Consider the following 20,427-nt stretch of genomic DNA (forward strand, 5'->3'; position numbering starts at 1 on the left):
CCGACCCCTAAAACAATGCTTAATACTGACGGTGAGCCGGATGGCTATGCGATAAAGGTGTTGCAAGCATTAGCTCAGCGACTTGATTGGCCGATAAAGATTGAATATTTTCCGTGGCCCAGAGTCGCATACATGGCGCAAAAAGGGCTGCGTGATATTGTCTTGACGGTACTTATGCGGCGAGGTTACGCAAGTTATATGGTTTTTCAAAATCGGCCCATCCTAGATCAAAAAAACGTGATCATAGTCAGAAAAGATAGCACCATCACATTTGACGGAAACATAGCCATGTTTTTGCATCAACATACAGTCTCAATATACCGAGACAAGGCGAACGATGACGAGTTTCAGCGTACGCGTCAACACTTAGTGAAGTATATTCAATTAACCAATACGTCCCAAAGTAGTTTGCAAATGTTGCTATTAGGGCGGGTTGATGCTGTATTTGAAAATGATTTAACTGCAATGATGGAGTTAAAAGCCTTAGGGGCGCTTGACCAAGTTAAGCTATTACAACCACCGCTGAATATAAATCCTGCCTATATCACGTTACCCAAGTTAGGGCGTTTGGCCGAACGAGCAAATGAGTTTGATGCCGCGATGCTCTCCTTTAAACAAACAGCAGCGTTTAAACAAATACAGCAACAATACCATGCCGTTGAAAGAGAATGATCGTGCTGTATGCCTCATTATTCCGCTGTTTACCAAAATCCCCTGATATGTTCGTCAAATTCACTATTTCTTTATCTTTTTCACTATTTTGTTTTTATGTAGGCTTAACTGGAAGCAATAATTTTTAATTAAGATATTGAAAATAAAATAAATTTAGTTTTGGCATAAGACTTGAAAATAACTAACCATCTCTTAATGTAAATGAACGATGGAACAATCATGTACAAGAACAACAAAGTTTTACTATCAACCCTGTTATGGTTTGGCACGCTTTTATGGTCGGCATTATTTTCATCCTTAGTGAAGGCTGAGTCGGTAGACAAGCTGATCAAAACCCTCATGAAAGAAAGGCACATTCCGGGCTTACAGTTAGCTGTAGTAAAAGACGATAAAATCATTAAGCAAGGAAGTTATGGTTTTGCAGACTTACAGCATCAAGTGCCTGTGACTGAGCAGACTTTATTTCCGATTAATTCGATGACAAAGGCGTTTACCGGTGTTGCGATTGTACAGCTCGCTGAACAAGGTTATCTCAACATGGACGATGAAATTGGTAAGCACTTACCCGATTTACCAAAGGCTTGGCAGCAACTCAAAATTAACCAATTAATGGCTCATACCACAGGTCTGCCGCCGATCCTCGCATCAAATTATGCCCTAGAAACCATTGTACCGAATGATATTGGTGCCTCATGGCAAGCTGTGCAAAAGCAACCTCTTCAATTTACACCTAACTCCCGTTTTAGTTATAACCAAACCGGCTATGTGATTTTGGGTAAAATCATTGATAAATATGCACCTGAAGGGTTTCCTGCTTTTATTACCAAGATGCAGTTAGCACGTGCCAATATGCCAAAGACAGCGCAGGCAGGTTTTGATTATCTTGAACTTATGGTGCCAAATCAGGCTCGCCAATATATTCATTTAGGTGAGGGAAATTACAAAAACTTTTACGGCGAATTCCCATATATGCTAAGAACCGCAGCGGGAATGAGTTCAACCGCAACTGAACTGGCTAACTATGTTGTATCACTACAACAAGGTGAGCTGGTTAAAGAGTTGGATATGCTATGGACGCCAGTTAAGCTGAACAACGGACGCACAGAAGCCTTTAACACCAAAGAAAACGGCTATGCAATGGGCTGGCAAGTGATTCAGCGTAAATATCACCCAGCGATCAGCGCAAGCGGTGGAAACGCGACTACGGTGATCACCTACCCTGAAGATAAGGTTTCCGTGATTGTGCTTACTAACCTATTGGGTGGATTACCCATTGAGTTTGTTGATGATATTGCCGCTTATTATATTCCCAACTTTAACGACGCAAGTAAGCAAAAGGCCTATCAGCCGATGGTGTACTTAAAGCAGCTTACAGATAAACATGGCTTTACCGACTTTGCGGCTACGTTTGCAAAAGCGCAGCAAGATACCGGTGTAATGTATGATTTAGAGATCCTAGTGGAGTGGGGCAATAAGCTTGTTGAAGATGGCCAAGTTAATAATGGTATCGAAATCTTTAAATTTGCGCTGACACAAAATAACGAGCAGTCCTATTACCATAACAGCATCGCGCAAGCGTATGAGTTAAATAAGCAGTATGCGCAAGCACTTGAGCACTATCAGCAGTTACTTGCGATAAATCCAAACAGTCAGTTCGCAACAAATAAAGTGGCGGAAGTGAAGGAGTATCTTTAACTCACCATAAGATTGTGGCGGCAGCCTAAACAAATCGAAAGCCGCAAGTTCAATTACTTGCGGCTTTTTAGTATTGGCAATAAATCGCTGTCTATACTTAACGAAGTATTAGAAGCTGCGGTATACTACGCAATCACCTATTTGAGCTATGTACTGCTATAGACATAACTAGTACAGGTCATTGATAGTAAACCTGATTGAGAAAGTCATACCATGAGCCAACAACCTACTCCACCCTTTGAGCCACAAACACCTAATCACTGTGTTGATGCCTTTCGCCGCTTTAGCGTTGCACCCATGCTGGATTGGACGGATCGCCATTGCAGAACCTTTCACCGTAAGCTGACTAAACATGCGGTGCTTTATACTGAAATGATCACTACAGGAGCGATTATTTTTGGTAAAGGGGATTATTTGGCATTTGGTGCGCATGAGTTACCGGTGGCATTGCAGTTGGGTGGCTCTGATCCTAAGGCGTTGGCAGAGTGCGCCAAGCGTGCTGAGCAATATGGTTACAGTGAGGTAAACCTAAACGTGGGTTGCCCGTCAGATCGCGTGCAAAATGGTCGCTTTGGTGCGTGTTTAATGGCTGAGCCGCAGTTAGTTGCTGATTGTGTGGCGGCGATGAAGGCAGAAGTGGATATTCCGGTAACGGTAAAAACGCGCATTGGTATTGATGAACAAGACTCTTATGAGTTTCTTACGGCGTTGATTGAAGCCTCGCAGGCGGTGGGCTGTGATGACTTTATCATTCATGCCCGTAAAGCATGGTTGCAAGGCTTAAGCCCGAAAGAAAACCGTGAGATCCCACCATTAGATTATCCTCGTGTTTATCAATTAAAGAAAGACTATCCAGATCTGCATATTAGTATTAATGGTGGCGTTAAAACCCTTGAGGAATGTCAGCATCATTTGGCTCACCTTGACGGCGTCATGGTTGGCCGTGAAGCCTACAGCAACCCGTTTATGTTGTCGCAGGTTGATGAGCTATTGTATGGCGAAGCTGCGTTTACGCAAACTCGCCATCAAGTCGTAAGAAGCATGTATGACTACTTTGAAAGTGAAATGTCGAATGGTGCAAATTTTTGGCATATTGCGCGTCACATGTTGGGTATTTTTCAAAATCAGCCCGGTGCGAGAGGATTCCGTCGTCATTTATCAGAAAATGGCCACAAAAAAGAGGCTGGCATAGAGGTGATGGAAAAGGCGCTGTCTTTTGTACCTGAAGCATAAAATATATTGCTCCAATACTGTGTGTGAAAAAGACGATTTTATCGTCTTTTTCACTATTTAATGTCTCTCAATAAATCTATTTTTCTTTTCAAAAAATCTTAACTCAATGATTTAATTTTGTTTTTATTTTTGGCACGGCTCTTGGAATAGTCTAACTATATTATAAAAGGAGCCGAACAATGACCATCATCAACAGAATTGAAGATCTTATCAAAGCAGAACTTAACGCATTACTAGACAAAGCCGAAGACCCACAAAAAATGGCAACTCAGTTAGTGCGTGATTTAGAAGAAGCGCTATCTGATTGTCGTGCAACGGCAGCTGAGCTTATTTGCCAACAAAAAGTAGCGCAGCGTCAAGTTGAGCAAGCAAATAAAGCTGCGGCAACGTGGCAAAGCAAAGCCGAACATGCTCTTGAAAAAGGTCGTGAAGATCTTGCCCGCTCAGCCCTTGAGCAAAAGCAGCGAGAAACCGAAAAAGCACAAGAAGCACAGCAAAAAATTGATGATCTAACGCCTGCACTTGAAAAGCTCAGCGCAGATGCTGACAAGCTGCAAAGCAAAATTCAGCAATTAAAGGCAAAAGAAAAGGCCATGTTGCGCCGCTTGGAAGCTGGCAAGGCAAGGTTAACCATCAAACAAACGCTGAATAGTGACGACATGCACTCTGCAACGCGCAAGTTCGACGAGTTAGAGCGTAAGGTGGCGCGCCTTGAAGCTGAAGTCGAATCCTATGACTTAGGGCAGCCTGATGTATGGCAGCGCTTTGAAGATGAGCAAAAGCAACAACAAATCGACGATGAATTAGCCCAACTGAAGCAAAAAATGGCGAGCTAGGCTCGCCCACAGCAACGACTGAGTAATCAAAGCGAAAGGGGATAAAGATGAAAAATAGATATCAATCAACACTGTCTCAAATGAATAGTTCAAAGAAAATTGGTGGCGTATGTGCGCAACTAGCACAACGTTTTGATATGCCAATTTGGTTAACACGTTTACTAACGGTATTGCTGTTTTTTAAGTTTCCAATGTTGGTGCTATTGGCGTATGGCGTCGCTTGGTTTGCAATGCCAAAAGCGCAATACGAAAACTAAGTAACGGCGACGAGGTAGACACTATGAAAGTCGTGGCCGGTATATTATTAGCGCTGGTATTTTTATTGGCGCTATCTTGGGTGTCGCTGCCACTGGTATGGTTAGACATCAGCGATCTGCAACTCGATATGGGATTTGACCTAGGTTGGTTTGGCTTTGAAATACTCACGTTGCTATTTGCAATTGTAGCGCTGGTGGTGCTGGGAGCACTCTTGAGCGCAGGTGTTTTAGGGATGCTCCTTATTGTGTTCATTGGGCTAGTAATGACGTTGCTATTTAATTCGCTAATAGTGCTATTTCCACTCATCTGTATTATTGCAATTGTGTGGTTAGTGGTAGACAAATCTGCTCAAGCAAAAGTGTGAGCTGTGGGTTTTTGTTGGCGGTAGGAGATAAAAAACACGCTAAATTGGGATCTGTGATATAGTTATTTGCAGTTATAAATCCAAGGAAAGCCAACATGAAATCAAGTGTAATCAAAACCTTAATTTTTGCTTTATCAACTTTTATCGGCTTTAACGCTTCAGCTCATCAAGGGCATGAACATGGTGAACATCATCATGGTTCGGAGCAACTTTCTGTTCACAACGCAACCGTGCGTACTTTTTTACCGGCAGCACCTTCAACTGCAGGTTACCTCGTTATTGAAAACCCAACGCAGCAAAAGAAAGTGTTGATTAAGGCTTCGCTTGAAGGCGTTAAGCGTGTTGAAATTCACGAGCATGTTCATAAAGAAGACATGATGAAAATGCAACGTGTCGACGAGCTTGCGATCCCTGCGGGTAAATCAGTGACATTTCAACCTGGTGGTTATCACTTAATGGTGTTTGAGCCAGTAGAAACATTAAAAGTCGGTGAGAAGCGTAAGCTTACGCTATATTTTGCTGATGGCGATAGGATCTTCACCATGGCGGAAGTCGTCGCACTTGCAGACATGTTTGGTGGCAAAGAAAAATCAAACGCCGGACATCACTCTCATCACTAAAAACAGTGAGGTATTAAATGGGAAATCATACGGGAAAAATCATCTCTGGCATTATCGCTGTCATACTTCTGGGTTATGTTATAGCCGTGTATTGGAGTGTGGAACCAGAGCAGTTTGACGTCGTCGCAGCAGCAAAAGCGGATGCGCAGAAAAATGGCAATACATTAGTCACTGGATATGTAACGACACATACCTTGATTAAAGTGACAGATACGCTTTTAAATAAGCCAGGTGGTTACTTGTCGAATGACATGATGCCACCAAGCGTAATGATGGATAACATGCCTGCTTGGGAATACGGCGTGCTTGAGATGACACGAGATCTTACACTTTCGATGCGTAAAGATTTTAGTCGTTCACAATCTCAATCGACTGAACACCCAAGTTTAAAGCTAGCACAACCACAGTTTAATATCAGTTCAACAGCGTGGATGTGGCCAAGTGCTGAAGGTGAATATCAAAAAGGCAATGACTTACTACGTCAGTATTTGACTCAAATCTCTGATAATAGTAACCGCGACAGTCAGTTTTATGCGCGTGCTGATAACTTGAGAGCTTGGCTAAAAGAGGCCGAAAAGCGCATGGGCAGTCTAAGCCAAAGATTAAGTGCAAGCGTAGGTCAAGACAGATTAAATACCGATTTAGCTGGGGATTCGGCAGCTGATCAAGCAACCATGACGCCAAGCCATAATATGGTGAAAACCTCTTGGTGGCAGATTGATGATGTATTTTATGAAGCCAGAGGCGCCACGTGGGCGTTACTGCACTATATGAAAGCAGTAGAGCATGACTTTAGACCTGTGCTTGAAAAGAAAAATGCACTTGTCAGCCTACAGCAGATCATCAGAGAGTTAGAGGCGACTCAAGAGACGGTGTGGAGCCCTATGGTGTTAAACGGCAGTGGCTTTGGCTTGGTAGCGAACCACTCTCTGGTTATGGCAAATTATATTTCGCGAGCCAATGCGGCTCTCATCGAACTTAGTGAACTTTTAGCGCAAGGATAACATCATGAAAAAACACTTTTTAGCAGCGGCATTATCTCTCGCTTGCTTAGCACCTGCTGCACACGCAGACACGGTACTCGGGCTTTATGTCGGTGCAGAAGGGTGGGATACCGAAACCGAAGGTAGCTTTGCTGAAAAAGGCAATATGCAAACCTTTAACTTTGACGATGAAACTTTTACGAGTTTCTATGCTGCACTTGAGCACCCAGTACCGCTGGTACCAAATATCAAGTTACGCTATACCGAGCTTGAGTTAAATGGTCAAACGACGTTAACGGAGTCTTTTGACTTTGGTGGCCAAGTTTATACGGTAGGTACTGATGCGACAACAAACGCAGATCTAAACCACATCGACTACACATTGTATTACGAAGTGCTAGACAATGACTTGTTGACGTTAGACTTTGGTGTGAACTTTAAGCAGTTTGACGGTTCTATCATGGTAACTGGTACTGCAAATGGTCAAACACGCAAAGAAGAAGTTGAATTCTCAGGCTTTGTTCCTCTAGGTTATTTGCGCGGTGAAGTGGGTTTACCACTTACAGGGCTAAGTGTTTTTGCCGAAGGCAGCATGCTTGCAATTGATGACAGCAAAATCCAAGATTATCAAATTGGTATCGCTTATGAGTTTATCGACAATATGGCTGTTGATGTGGCGGTAAAAGTGGGTTACCGCTCTATGGTACTTGAGCTAGATGATATCGATGATATCTACACTGACTTAGATGTCTCTGGTCCATTTGCAGGGATCCAACTACATTTCTAAGATAGTGTAGTTTACTCCTTTAGCGGCTTGGTGCGAGTGATCGGCCAAGCCGTTTTGGTTTGTGTTGAGTAAATAGAACAACTTCTTTACCTATCTTCCCACTCGAGAGAAAATTCGCTTTCAAAGGCCTTTTCTACAAGTTGCTTGTATTGTTTATTGATTGGGCTTTGGAGTAGTTTTTTTAGCTCGTCTCCGGTTTGCGTCAACTTGTAATAGCTCAGTACCAAGTCATTGGATTTGGCCGTTAAGGTCATTTTTTTACGTAAATACACCAGCTGCATTGACTGTCCTTTTTGTAGCGATGCGGACTCAATTTCTTGCCGATAAAGGATATTAATGTCCATCAGCGTAAGTATATTTGGGAAGTTCAGCCCAGCTTGGCTTAAGTTGATGGATTCGGTGCTGCCTTTACGTAGCAAATCAAAAATAGACGGCTTTTTATAGTATCCATGAAGAATAAGGTAGCTGTCTTCTTTTTCTAAGTAACCACACAATGGTGCACATCTTTGTAAAGCGGTTGCTTCACGCTGGGTCATCATCTTTAGGGTTTGCAGACTTTTAATTGAAAAAGTGCCGGGTGTAATACTTTCACCCACTAATATCTTTGCCCACAACTTTTGCATAGAGTGATTGGCAATGTCTTCTGCAAGGGTGATGAAGTGCTCCAACCAATCGGGATCGGGGCGACCTCGGGCGGTAACCTCGGGGCATAGAGTAAGTGCCATGCCCATAATGGCCTCAAGATTTTGCTGGCGCTGGATTTTGATTAGTTGTTGGCGCTTTAGAGCGCGTTTTAGTGTACCGTGCTCAGTTCGCACCGTGTATTGGTTGTCTTTATTTTTATCAGACTGATAACGGTCATTTTGAGTGACAAGCGGTGTGATCCGTTTCACCATGGGGTAGCCGAGCTTTTCTTCAATCGAAAGCGCTAAGGCTGACTTTACTTGTGCATTTTTGACTGCCATATCAAGCTCGTAGTTTATATAGTGTGTGCATATGGTTCACTGCAGAGTTAGTTAGTTGCTGTAAATACTGCTGCATAAAAAGTGCGATAAAACTGCCAATAAACGGCGTATTGGCTCTTCCTTCAATCGTGATGGTCAGTTTTTTATCGGCCTGAACGGTCAACAAATTAAGGCTGATTTTGGCTAAATGTTCATCGTCTACATGTAATGACAGCTCTAAACTCTGTTCGTTGATTTTGGTGATGGTCATTTCAGCTTCTCCCCAAGGATGCACTAACACAGCTGAGCCTCCCACTCGTTGCTTTTTTGGCAAAATACGAAAGTGGATGTCTTCGGTTGCTTGCCAATTAAATAATGCTGGCCAATGGGATAATACCAATGGAGAGAGTGTTGTGTTATTTGCAGAAATATCGGTGCTTTTTACCACTTTATAATGGTGTGGCATCGCTAAACCAGCAATCACAATGACAAGTGCCAAAATCATCAGCATTCTAATAGGAGTAGATAAACGTTTGATACAGAATCCTCTTTGGTAAAAAGTATGCTAAATCATCTATTTTGTTCTATGCTCGACTATAATATTTCATGTATGTTAATCAAACAGAACTGTAATAGTAAAAATGTACCATATTTTGTAAGATGGTAAACACTGGAGTGAATCAGTGCCTATAATTAAAGAGTAGTGCGGATTTAAAGGGTAAAACATGGCACCTGAGCAAGAAGATTATTTGTTTGCAGAGCACGAAGAAGTTACTCAAGAAGAAGAAACTACAAGTGCTTTTTGGGATGTCTTAGTCGTTGATGATGATCCAGAGATCCATTCTGTTACTAAACTTGCGCTGTCTAATTTAGAGTTTTGGGGCAAAAAGCTCAGGTTTTTTCACGCCTATTCCGGCAAAGAAGCCATTGAGATTTTAAAAGAACAAAATAATATCAGTATCCTTTTACTCGATGTAGTGATGGAAACCGACGACGCAGGTCTTAACGTTGTGCGTCGAGTGCGCGAAGAGATCAAAAATATGGCAGTACGTATTATTATGCGTACAGGTCAACCGGGTTATGCACCGGAAGAAAAGATCATTCGTGAGTTCGACATTAACGATTATAAAATGAAGACAGAACTCACCCGCAGCAAACTGGTTACTTCTTTACTTACCGCTATCCGTTCTTATCAACAAATTTGTGAGCTCGAAGCGCAAAGCCACGCATTAGAGCAAATCCTTTCAGCTTCTCGCGCTATACTCGGTCATACCGATATGGGTTCCTTTGCATCAGCGGTCGTTGCCCAATTGGCAAATATTTTAGATGCGTCAGGCGAAGGCTTAGTGAGTGGCTACCTAGATGATGATATGCATTTAAGGGTGTTTGGCGGTAGCGAGCAGTACCGTGAATTCTTTGGTCATGGTATAGAGCAGCTTGATAATGGTCGTGTCATCATGCAAGTGCAAAACTGTATTGATACCGAATCCCACCAATCTACCGCGCATGACATTACCTTCTTACTTGAAAGCAAAAACAAAAAAGCAGCCATTTATTTAGAGCTAGAGGTTGAGCCATCGGAAGCGCAATTGAAGTTTGCTGAGATATTCCTAACGAACGTTGGTGTTGGTCTTGATAATATTAAGCTATTCAATGAATTACGTGAGGTTGCTTACAAAGATAATCTCACCAAACTGCCTAATCGCGCTAATTTTATCGAGAAAATAGAGTCTTACTTTAACCAACAACAGTCGCTCGTTTTTATTCTTGTTGATATTGCTCAATTTTCTGACATCAATAACGGGTTAGGCCAAGAAGTTGGGAACTTGTTGTTATTAGGAGTTGCTGAGCGAATTAGTATTGAGTTTCCTGAGGCCCAGTTAATTTCACGTATAGGTGCGGATGTGTTTGGCTTTTTAATGCCAGAGTCGCAGTTTGATGAAGAGTCTTTTATTGATAACTTGTGCGTGCCCTACCATGTCGGGGAGCATTTGTTGACTATGCACTTTCATATTGGAGTGTGCCGTCAAGAAGACTTCCAACCGCAAGGAATAGAGACCTTAAAACTTGCGTATATTGCGCTTAACCAAGCAAAACAGTCGAGTATTCCACTGGATTGGTATACCCCAGATTTAGAAGAAAAAATGGCTTGGAAGCTGGGGTTAATAAGACAGCTCAGGCAAGATTTTGAGATGAAAAAACTCGAGGTCTGGTATCAGCCTCAGTTTTCTATTGCTGATCGCAAGGTGATTGGCTGTGAGGCTTTGTTGCGTTGGCCTTCTGGAAACGGGAATTATATTTCCCCTGCGATTTTTGTTCCGCTTGCGGAAAATGCAGGGCTTATTGTCGAAATTGGCCAATGGGTATTAGAACAAGCCTGTCAGTTGCAGGCAACTTTGCAGCAACAGGGATTCGGTGAGCTTAGCATTGCTGTTAACGTCTCTGTGCCGCAGTTTAAGGTGCCAAACTATGCACAGCAGGTTAAGGACACTATCTTGTCGTTTAATGTGGAGCCTAAGCATATTGAGCTTGAAGTGACAGAAAGTGTAGTCATGGATGAGGTAAACTCGGTGATCAATACACTCCAAGAGTTACAAGAATTTGGTGTTGAGGTGGCTATTGATGACTTTGGTACTGGATTTTCTTCTTTGAGCTATTTGCAAAAGCTTCCTTTAGCACGGCTTAAAATCGACCGTGCTTTTGTCAAAGATATTCCTCATGATGACAGCGGTGCTATTGCCGATCTTGTCATCTCTTTAGGGCAGCATCTTGGCCTAAAAACCATTGCGGAAGGTGTTGAGACAGAAGAGCAAATGACTGTGCTACAAAAGCTCGGCTGCGATGAGGTACAGGGATTTTTATTAGCAAAGCCAATGCCTGAGCGAGACTTGCTTGAATTTTTAGAATCAAATTAGACAATTGTGTTGTTAAAATCGGTGCAATTGCTTTTCTTTGTAATGTTGATTAGACTAAAGTTTGAACACTCCGTTCTTAAATGTACTTAGGTACTTTGTATTATCAATAATAAGGGATTTGCTATGAAAATCGCAGGAGTTTGTGTTGTCCTATTGGTGCTTCTGACGGGTTGTAATTCAACGACCGAGTCGGCAAAAAACAATAATGAGAGCACGATAGCTAAAAATCAAGATGATTTATACTGTAAGCAAGATATCATCACTGGTAGTAAGTTTACAAAACGAAGATGTCGTACTAAAGATCAGATCGAGCATGATCGACGTGCGGCAAAAGACATGCTTAACCGTCAGCAGAGTACTGTTGGCGTCCAGGGCGGTCAGTAAATATTGCTTTGTTAGACTAGCACGAGCAGTCTAATTATTTGCTCTAATTGAGGAAACAGTTGCGAATTGCGCTGAAAACTCCTCTTTTAGAGCAATTACCTTTCTTTCTCTCAAGTTTAAATTACGCTTTATCTTTCCTGACTATCTCCACTTATTTAACCTGAGGTTTGGATAAGGAATGAGCTAACTCATTGTTTTTAATAACACATTAAATTATCCCCTTATCTAGCCAGACAGTTTTAGGGATAACAAGGCGAATTTATGCACCAATAGCTGGCTATTGGAAGTGAATTCAACGCAGTTAGCGCTAAAACTGGCTGCTAGAAAGGCATTAATTATCCGAAGCCCAGGTTATTTAATTGTGATTACGGTGTATGAACGTTAGCGGTGATAGATATTATTGTATGCATGGTATCTCATGTTTTAATACCAAATAGTCTTAATACCCACTCGATGTGAGAGAAAAATCTGACGCTAGCTGAGTTAAAAACTTCTTTTTTAGAACAACTAGGTGCCTTGCTGCTAGCTGGATGCGGAGCAAGCGACAAGACTTTCTAACCTCAAAAATAGCTCACCTTATTAAAAAAGCTTTGATGTCAGATGAGTGGTTAACAGATATTTGCCTTCTAGGCATCATTATTAAACAGTGGTGAGAGTGACGTTAAACTAAAAAAGCCCCCGCAGCGTTAAACTTGCGGGGGCTCATAATTACGACTAAATCTTGCGGGCTTTAGACTACAGTCTAAATGTGAAACCTGCGAAGATATAGCGACCCAAAGAATCATAGAAACCAGGGTAAGTGTTACCATTTGCTGGGCCTGCAGGACCATTTGGTACTAGTGGAGCAGTATTATCAAAGATATTATTTACACCACCGCGGAATTGCAGGTTATCAGAAGCATTCCATGTTACTGCAATATCAACGTAGTCACGCGCAGTCATTGGAACTGGTCCATCGATTACTTGACCGTCGTCATTTCGTGCGAATTCCTTCACTTCACTTACATAACGATAGGTTGCTGTAACGTTTGCATCCCAAGGTGTTACCCAAGTTGTTGAGAAGTTTGACTTAAAGTCAGGAACTGGGTATTCACATACCGCTCTGTCCCAACGACCAGCACAATCGTCAATATCACCACCTGGTAAGTTTTGAGTTGCAAACTTATCTAGCCATGTACCGATTAGCTTGAAGCGTAAAAGACCCATATCATCAGGTAGGTTATAACGGTATGATGCATCAAAATCGATACCGCTTGTTTCTACGCTACCAATGTTGGTATCAATCGCAGTGATCGCATCCTGGCCTAGCCACAATGAGCCTGTTGGACCACGGTTAATAAGTCCACAGAACTCGTCGTTACCATTAATCGCACATTGATTGAAGATTGTTGCTTCAGGGATTTCTTGAATTGCGTCTTCAACAGTAATGTCGAAGTAGTCAATCGCAATGTCTAAACCTTCAATGGCTTCAGGAGATAATAGAATACCAAACGAGATAGTATCTGATTTCTCAGGCTCTAGGTCTGGGTTACCACCAGTGATACTATTGTATTGACCTGCTGGGTTGATTAGTGCGTTAGAACCATATTTAGATGGATCAAGACCTGTTCTGGCACACTGCTCAACAGTTAAAGTTGGATTCGCGCCACCACATGGATCTTCCCAGTTAAACAAACCTAAACCAGCAGATCTGAATAGGTCACGTACGTTACCTGCACGCACTGCGCGTTGGAAGCTTGTTCTCAAACCAAGTTGGTCATTAACGCGGATATCAAATGCACCTTTATAGGTGTTAGTTGTTTTATCCGTTGAATAATCAGAGTAGCGGTAAGCTAACTCTAAAGTAATATAATCAGCAAATTCAGAGTCTTCAACTAAAGGTACGTTAAATTCAGTAAAGAATTCATTGACGTCAAATTCACCACTTACGCCAAGAACTGGACCACCTTGACCTGCACCGTCACCCGACTGGAAGCCTTGATCCGGATTGAAGTCTAGCGACTCTTTTCTGTGCTCAAGACCAAATACCACGCCCACACCAGTGGAAGTACCAGGTACTACAACACCGTACTCAGTAAGGTCACCAGTAACATAACCACTAATTTGTTTTGTTCTCGTGTCACCACGAGCAAATAGAGGCATAGTTAGATAGTCGATTTGCTCTTGAGTGATGTTCGCTGGATCGAAAATATTCCAAGGAATACAGGTTGGATCGCTACCATCTACAACTGACTTACATACCACGTTACCGTCATCATCTGTTGTTGCTTGTAATGAACGAATGATTCTGGTTGTAGACATGTCGTTTTGGTAAGTCTGAGCATATGATACGTTACCAAAGTTCATATACGCATCATAACTCCAGTTGTCATCGATTTCACCGCGAACACCTAGTACAAAACGAGTTGAGGTATGGCGAATATCGTCTTGACGAGGGCCACCTTCAACATTACGTTTACCGATGAAAGCACCCTTAACAACACCATCTGTTGCAACACCATCAGGTCCGCAAAGCGTATTTCTTTGTGAAGCTGAAAGTAGTGGGTTATCACAGCTAATATCAACTTGATTCAGGAATGAACCAGAAGGTGCGATCTGAGCCACTGTGCGGTTGTCCATGTAGTTAAACTCAGCATAAAACGTATGGTTGTCGTTAAAATCATAGTGACCCAGTAAACCAAATGTTTTACGTTTGTCTGGACGTTGGAAATAGTTTAGTGGGCCGTAGTTGTATACTGTGCCAGCTGTAGGAACTAGATCGGTACCAGATACTTTGTAGTCATAGGTATCGAAATCGGTAATACGGCCATCTGGAATTGTTCCTGAACCACCACAGACACGTGTACCTGTCGCGTTTATATTCATAGCACAGGCACTGTAGTCACGGTTATCCTGTGTCACCTCTTCGATATCACGCCAAGTCGCGTAACCTGTGATGTTAGCACGGCCATCTGCAGAGTTTGCACCAAAAGTCAGAGAGATATCATGGGTGTCGCCATCCCATTGACTTCCGTCAGGTACCGGGAAGCCTCTGTCTTTTAGTGCTCGTTGCATGTCTTTGTGGTCGTTATCATGTTGATAAACACTACCTTGATACTCAACTTGGAAGCCTTCAAAGTCGTCTTTCATGATAAAGTTTACAACACCAGCAACAGCGTCTGAGCCGTATGTTGCTGACGAACCACCAGTTAACACATCGACACGATCAACTAAAGCTGCTGGGATTTGGTTAAGGTCAGCACCGATACCACCAGCAACAGGAGAACCAGAAGGCAAGCGACGTCCATTAACGAGTACCAATGTACGTTCTGTGCCTAAGTTACGAAGGTTTACTGTTGCGGTACCTGTAGCTCCATTTGCTTGGCCTGAAGTTTGGTCAGCAAAGATTGCAGGCATATCGTTGAGTAGATCTTCTACCCTAGTAATACCTGCAACTTTAATGTCTTCGGCCGTAACACTTGTTACAGGGCTCGCACCGGTCATGGCAGCTCGCTTGATACGAGTACCTGTAACCTCAATTCGTTCTACGCTATTAGTAGCGTTGGCATCTGTTTCTTCAGCGTGGGCGATACCTGATACGCCTGCAGTCAGCGTTGAACAAGCCAGTAGAGATAGCCTGATCGTTGCTGATAGGTTAGAAAGTTTCATCTTATTTCCTTATTTATTTATTTATTAGCAGAGTAGGAAAATGTTCCTGCAACATAGAACTTACAACGCATCTACTGAAAGTTCAATGGTTCGTTTGTAAAACCGTCAAATGTAATGGAGATATGAGCTTTTTTATAACGAAATTATACGGATGAAAGTTGAAACAAAACATTTCTAGATGAAAGTAAAACAAAGGAATGAGTAAATTGTTGCCAAAAAAAGGACACCGCGATGGTGTCCTTGACGATGAATACCTGTGGAGTTGCTTACTCTTCAGTGATAAATGCTTCACCGGATTGAATCCACTCTGCTGGTGGCAATCCTTTCAGGTGATAATCAAAGTATTCTTTCATACGAATTGAATAATCTAGCTGATTTGGCAGCTTTTTCAGATGGTGCGGTTCACCTTCGTATTGCAAGAAAATAGCGTCTTTATCATGTCTTCTTAAGGCTAAATAGTATTGAATACCTTCTTGCCAAGGCACTGCGCCGTCGTTATCACCAAACATGATCAAAATTGGCGTGTTTACTTTATCTGCGTAAAACACTGGAGAGTTTTCTATATATAATTCAGGCGCTTCTGTTAGCGGTTTACCAATACGGCTTTGGCCTGTTTCGTACTGGAACTGTCTTGCAAGACCCGATTCTAAACGGATCCCACTGAACGCAGAGGTCATATTAGATACTGGCGCGCCAGACACAACCGCTTTAAACATATCTGTCTGTGTGATCATAAATGCACTTTGGTAACCAGCCCAAGAGTGGCCTTGTAAGCCAATTTTATCCGGATCCGCAACACCTGTATCAATCAGCGCTTGTGCTGCATTGATCATGGTTTGTGTTGAAGAGCGCCCTGGGTGGCCGATTTCAAAACGAATATCAGGCAAGAATATCGCATAACCGTTTGAGGTATACATTGGCAGGTTTGGTCTGTGATTTAACTCCATTTTCGGGAAGTCATACATGCGCTGGCTCATATAGCGGTAGAAGTAAATCACCACTGGCACTTTATCACCAGCTTTATAATCAGCCGGTTTGATTAACACGCCTTGAAGATCTTCGCCATCGTAGCCTTTGTACTTCACAAGTTCAGGTTTTTGGCCCCAAGCAAATGTCTGCTGCTGTGGATTTAAATCTGTGAGTTTTGTCGGGTTATTAAAGCTGCTATCTGAGATCCAATAATCAGGAAATTCTTGATAAGACTGTCTTGTGAAAATATAAGTTTCCGCCTCTTTGGCTTTTCTCACAACACCATATTTAGCTTCGCCAGACAAAACAGTTTGCAACTTGTTATCTTGTAGGGAAAGCGTTGCAATATGCGTTTGTTTATTTTCGAGGTTGTGCGCACTTAACAGTAAGGTATCGTCTGGGTTAAAGCCTAGTTTGTCCTTATCTTTATACTCAATGCGGTATTGTGTTTGGGTCTTATAGCCGTCAGTTAGTCGAGTTGCTTTTGCCGTTTTGGTATCAAATGCCCAAATATCATATTTACTGTAGGCGTAGAGCGTCGAACCATCGAGCTGCCAACCAGCAAATCCAAACCCTTCGTTTGGTTCTGGTTTATCATGTTTATCATCAGCAAACAGTGCGTTTTTAACCGCTTTGCTGACCGGGGTAAGCTGTTGTGTGGATAGCGATTTCAACCAGACTTGTTCACCGTCGAAATAGGCCGCATGTTTACCATCAGGCGCGACGGTAGGGCGATTTGAACTTTCTTTAACAATGAGTTGTTTATCACCACTGCTGATATCAACGCTGTAGTAGTCGCGATAGAAGCCTTTGTACATAATCTGCTTTAGGTAGGGAGTATCGTCGCTGCCCAGCACAAAATTTGCGTTTGTGCGCAATGAAATAGCAGGCACTTGAAGGTTTTCAAGCTGTACTATACGCTCGCCATTAATATGATAAACCGCTTGATAATGTTGATCTCGACGGCTTTCATTCCATGTTTTTATTTCTCGAGTTTTGATTTCAGGATCGGCATTGTGCCAAACCTTTAAGCCTTTTTGCTGGCGAATGGTATCGTAATCAAAAAGTGAGCTTTCATCTGTGTATTTAAGCACTTTGGCTTTTTCTTCAAGCTGTGGACGATTTTCAAAAAACAGTCGTGAGCCATCTTCAGACCATTTGATTGATGCTGTCTTACCTGAAAACCAACCGCTTGGGTTGTGGATGTCGGTTATTTTATTGCTTGTTGGAGACCATAATTTGAGTTGGTAGTCGCGGCGGCGCTTGTCATCGTTGACATAATTACCTAAATAAAAAGCGACATGTTGAGAATTGGGTTGCCAAGCAATGTCTCCTAAAGTCACACCGGGCTCATCAATAAGACTTGTGATTTGATTGCTTGCTAAGTCAATAACGGCCACACGGTTTTTACTGCCGTCTTCACTGCGCTGATTGACCAGTATCGCGTTACTATTTGGTGCTACTTTGTATGCTGCGATGTCGTCATAGCGAGTGCTCTCATTGTTAGAAAGATTCAGTACCACAAGCGTTAAGGTGTCGTCGCCTTTATCTGCACTGATTTTGAGTTCATCCGTTTGCTCGTCTGTATTCGCTTTTGCGTCTGATTTGTTGTCGCCTTTTTTTGCATCCTCACGGTACACCAGCCATAGGCCATCATCTGAAAGTTGATAATCTTTAACCGAGCTAAAGGTTTGCTGGGCCTTAGTTGTGGTATTCACCAACACTAAGTTGTTTTTTAGTGTTTTCTTCTTCTTTTTATCTGCCGTTTCTTTTTCAAGTAGGGTAGGGCGTTGGGTAAAGCCAACCCATTGACCACTTTTATTAATAACTGGATTCGTGCCACGGGGAACCGATGCAATCAGTGCTTTATTATTGAGAGAATACACTTGGCCTTCGCTGTCACCACGGTAAGGCTTTGCACTTAGGCCGAGGAATGTGCCTTGTTCGGAGATCACCGTACCCTGAGGGTAACGAAAATCAAAAACATCTTTAAATTCAAGGCTGGGCTTAGCTGCTAAGCTGCTTACACTAAAAAGTGCTGCGCTTAAGAGAGAGAGTTTTAGAGTCATATTTAGAGCATTTTAGTATGTATTTATGATGTTTTTATCACTTTTAACGGTGAAACTAAAATGCTCTGCGGTGTGCGGATGTATTTAAGCGGCTAGCCGCAGGTGCTTAAAGCCAGATTTTCTCAAGCTCAACCCACTGTTTATCAAATTGCGCGGTTGGTTTTGCTTTAAAGTCACTTCTGACAAACTGGTTCATCTTACCCTCAACAAAAGCTAAGAATAGGTTAGCCAGAACACTTTCTTCACTCGTGAACGCCTTACCTTCTCTCAATTTACGCTCTCTTAATACTTGTTTGAATTGTGTCTCAAGCTTTTCAAATAAGCTTTGCACTCGTTCACGTAAACGTTCTTGCTCACCTTGTAGTGCATCACCCGTTAAAATACGCGTGATCCCAGGATTTTTCTCTGCAAAGGCTAGGAGTAGAGTAAGAATGTTGTAGATCCGGTTACGAGTTTCTTTTTCGTTTTCTAGGATTAAATTAATGCGTGACAGTAACGTATCTTCGATGAACTCAATAAGCCCCTCAAACATTCTCGCTTTACTTGGAAAGTGGCGGTAAAGCGCAGCTTCTGAAACCCCGACTTCAGCAGCGAGTTTAGCTGTGGTGATACGCTGTCCCGGGCTGGTTTCCAGCATTTGTGCGAGTGATTGAAGAATTTGCTCTTTGCGATTACTACGTTTTGTCGCTGGCATGAAATTTCCCTTATTTTTCTAATTGTTATATTGTTTTTGTCGGGTTTATTAAGCACAGAGAGTGATGCGCAGAAGTGCAAACCCCGACTCGTTTACACGTTATCGGGGTATCATGTTAATGTTTTATTCAGTTTCTTTCCAGTCTTTTACATGAAGGTTATTTTATCTTTTCGGCAATAGCTTGCATGACAGTGAGTGCTAACTCTTTTTTGCTAGAGTGAGGGAGTTCAAGTCGGTCTTTTTTCCAATATAGGGTCAATGCGTTGTTATCTGAATTAAAACCACCTGTGCTATCCGACACATCATTCGCACAGATCATATCCAGCCCTTTATTTACCAATTTTCCTTGCGCATATTCGGCGACATTCTGCGTCTCAGCGGCAAAGCCAACGGTATAAGGACGAGACTGTTTTAGTGCTGCGACAGTGGCGATAATATCGGGGTTTTTGACCAGTGTAAGTGTGATTTCATCGCCTTGCTTTTTAATTTTTTGTTCGGCAACGTTGGCTGCTCGGTAATCAGCGACTGCGGCGCAGCCGATAAAAATATCCGACTGTACTGCATATTCGAGTGCGGCCTGTTGCATCTGCTCAGCACTTTCTACATCAACTCGAGTAATTCCTGTGGGGGTATTTAGTGAAACCGGCCCTGCGATCAGGTTTACGGTTGCGCCTAAGGCTTTTGCCGCCTCGGCAAGGCTAAAGCCCATTTTTCCTGAACTGTGGTTAGTAATAAAACGTACCGGATCTAATGCTTCGCGTGTCGGTCCTGCGGTGATAGTTACCGTTTTTCCTGCTAATACTTGCTCAGTAGGGCGAAGTGCAGTTAAACACAGTTGTACCAACTCGTGAGGTTCAAGCATGCGTCCTGCGCCTACATCTCCGCAGGCTTGCTCGCCTTTACCGGGTCCCCAGATTTGGACATGGCGTGAAGTAAGGGTATTGAGATTTGCTTGAGTCGATAGATGTGCATACATCTGTTGATTCATTGCCGGCGCTACGGCAACAGGCGCGGGCGTTGCGAGCAGTAATGTGGTCAGTAAATCATCCGCAATACCTGCCGCCATTTTGGCGAGGATATTCGAGGTCGCAGGAGCAACCAGCACTAGATCTGCCCATTTTGCAAATTCGATATGGCCCATTGATGCTTCTGCTTGTGGGTCAAGCAAAGAGTCAGAAACGATTTCACCAGAGACCGCCTGCATTGTCAGTGGCGTGATAAAGTGCTTGGCAGACTCAGTCATCACCACTTTGACATCTATTTGCTGTTCTTTTAGGCGGCGAACAAGTTCTGCGCATTTGTAAGCAGCGATACCACCGCTGATCCCAAGTAAGAGGCGTTTATTTCTTTGCATGT

The 20,427-nt window shown here is 42.7% G+C and carries 17 protein-coding genes; 11 read left to right on the forward strand and 6 right to left on the reverse strand.

Going from position 1 to position 20,427, the window contains the following annotated elements; all coding sequences use genetic code 11:
- The first annotated feature begins 15 nt into the window (after positions 1 to 15).
- The 9 genes from A587_RS0120215 (at position 16) to A587_RS0120260 (ending at position 7,448) form a co-directional block, all read left to right on the forward strand.
- Positions 16 to 672, forward strand: coding sequence for a substrate-binding periplasmic protein (locus A587_RS0120215; protein WP_017219059.1), 657 nt, complete (start codon positions 16 to 18; stop codon positions 670 to 672).
- 219 nt (positions 673 to 891) lie between these two features.
- Positions 892 to 2,367, forward strand: coding sequence for a serine hydrolase domain-containing protein (locus A587_RS0120220; protein WP_017219060.1), 1,476 nt, complete (start codon positions 892 to 894; stop codon positions 2,365 to 2,367).
- A gap of 213 nt (positions 2,368 to 2,580) precedes the next feature.
- Complete coding sequence (gene dusA, locus A587_RS0120230) at positions 2,581 to 3,600, forward strand: tRNA dihydrouridine(20/20a) synthase DusA (protein WP_017219062.1); 1,020 nt, start codon at positions 2,581 to 2,583, stop codon at positions 3,598 to 3,600.
- 179 nt (positions 3,601 to 3,779) lie between these two features.
- The gene (locus A587_RS0120235; protein WP_017219063.1) at positions 3,780 to 4,436 is read left to right on the forward strand and encodes a PspA/IM30 family protein; all 657 of its coding nucleotides are present in this window, start codon (positions 3,780 to 3,782) and stop codon (positions 4,434 to 4,436) included.
- 47 nt (positions 4,437 to 4,483) lie between these two features.
- On the forward strand, positions 4,484 to 4,693 hold the full coding sequence (locus tag A587_RS0120240) for a PspC domain-containing protein (RefSeq protein WP_010376716.1): 210 nt from the start codon (positions 4,484 to 4,486) through the stop codon (positions 4,691 to 4,693).
- Positions 4,694 to 4,716: 23 nt separating this feature from the next.
- A complete protein-coding gene (locus A587_RS0120245; protein ID WP_010376718.1) occupies positions 4,717 to 5,058 on the forward strand; it encodes a hypothetical protein in 342 nt (113 codons plus the stop codon).
- 95 nt (positions 5,059 to 5,153) lie between these two features.
- The gene (locus A587_RS0120250) at positions 5,154 to 5,678 is read left to right on the forward strand and encodes a copper chaperone PCu(A)C (RefSeq protein ID WP_017219064.1); all 525 of its coding nucleotides are present in this window, start codon (positions 5,154 to 5,156) and stop codon (positions 5,676 to 5,678) included.
- A gap of 17 nt (positions 5,679 to 5,695) precedes the next feature.
- Positions 5,696 to 6,682 (forward strand): DUF2333 family protein, encoded by a 987-nt coding sequence (locus A587_RS0120255; protein WP_010376722.1) that lies wholly within the window; start codon positions 5,696 to 5,698, stop codon positions 6,680 to 6,682.
- 4 nt (positions 6,683 to 6,686) lie between these two features.
- Complete coding sequence (locus A587_RS0120260) at positions 6,687 to 7,448, forward strand: TIGR04219 family outer membrane beta-barrel protein (protein ID WP_017219065.1); 762 nt, start codon at positions 6,687 to 6,689, stop codon at positions 7,446 to 7,448.
- Positions 7,449 to 7,534: 86 nt separating this feature from the next.
- Here the strand turns inward: A587_RS0120260 and A587_RS0120265 are convergent, their stop codons facing one another.
- Entirely contained in the window at positions 7,535 to 8,413 is an 879-nt protein-coding gene (locus A587_RS0120265; protein WP_017219066.1) for a TIGR03899 family protein, read from the reverse strand.
- A 1-nt stretch (position 8,414) separates the two neighbouring features.
- Positions 8,415 to 8,897 (reverse strand): hypothetical protein, encoded by a 483-nt coding sequence (locus tag A587_RS0120270; protein ID WP_026001075.1) that lies wholly within the window; start codon positions 8,895 to 8,897, stop codon positions 8,415 to 8,417.
- A 220-nt stretch (positions 8,898 to 9,117) separates the two neighbouring features.
- Between A587_RS0120270 and A587_RS0120275 the strand changes: the two genes are divergently transcribed.
- Positions 9,118 to 11,307: a bifunctional diguanylate cyclase/phosphodiesterase gene (locus A587_RS0120275; protein ID WP_017219068.1), complete on the forward strand. Its 2,190-nt coding sequence runs from the start codon at positions 9,118 to 9,120 to the stop codon at positions 11,305 to 11,307.
- A 123-nt stretch (positions 11,308 to 11,430) separates the two neighbouring features.
- Positions 11,431 to 11,691 carry a hypothetical protein gene (locus A587_RS0120280; RefSeq protein WP_010376734.1) on the forward strand — a complete coding sequence of 87 codons (261 nt, stop codon included), beginning with the start codon at positions 11,431 to 11,433 and terminating at the stop codon, positions 11,689 to 11,691.
- A 735-nt stretch (positions 11,692 to 12,426) separates the two neighbouring features.
- On the opposite strand, the gene A587_RS0120285 is transcribed toward A587_RS0120280, so the two are convergent.
- The 4 genes from A587_RS0120285 to coaBC form a co-directional block, all read right to left on the reverse strand.
- A complete protein-coding gene (locus A587_RS0120285; protein ID WP_017219069.1) occupies positions 12,427 to 15,339 on the reverse strand; it encodes a TonB-dependent receptor plug domain-containing protein in 2,913 nt (970 codons plus the stop codon).
- A 266-nt stretch (positions 15,340 to 15,605) separates the two neighbouring features.
- Positions 15,606 to 18,377, reverse strand: coding sequence for a S9 family peptidase (locus A587_RS0120290; RefSeq protein ID WP_017219070.1), 2,772 nt, complete (start codon positions 18,375 to 18,377; stop codon positions 15,606 to 15,608).
- A gap of 106 nt (positions 18,378 to 18,483) precedes the next feature.
- Positions 18,484 to 19,071, reverse strand: a complete 588-nt coding sequence (slmA, locus tag A587_RS0120295; protein ID WP_010376740.1) for a nucleoid occlusion factor SlmA — start codon at positions 19,069 to 19,071, stop codon at positions 18,484 to 18,486.
- Positions 19,072 to 19,228: 157 nt separating this feature from the next.
- Positions 19,229 to 20,425 carry a bifunctional phosphopantothenoylcysteine decarboxylase/phosphopantothenate--cysteine ligase CoaBC gene (coaBC, locus tag A587_RS0120300; protein WP_017219071.1) on the reverse strand — a complete coding sequence of 399 codons (1,197 nt, stop codon included), beginning with the start codon at positions 20,423 to 20,425 and terminating at the stop codon, positions 19,229 to 19,231.
- Between the last annotated feature and the right edge of the window lie 2 nt (positions 20,426 to 20,427).

Origin of the sequence: Pseudoalteromonas sp. NJ631, from assembly GCF_000276645.1 — a bacterium.
GTDB classification, from domain to species: Bacteria; Pseudomonadota; Gammaproteobacteria; order Enterobacterales; family Alteromonadaceae; genus Pseudoalteromonas; species Pseudoalteromonas piscicida.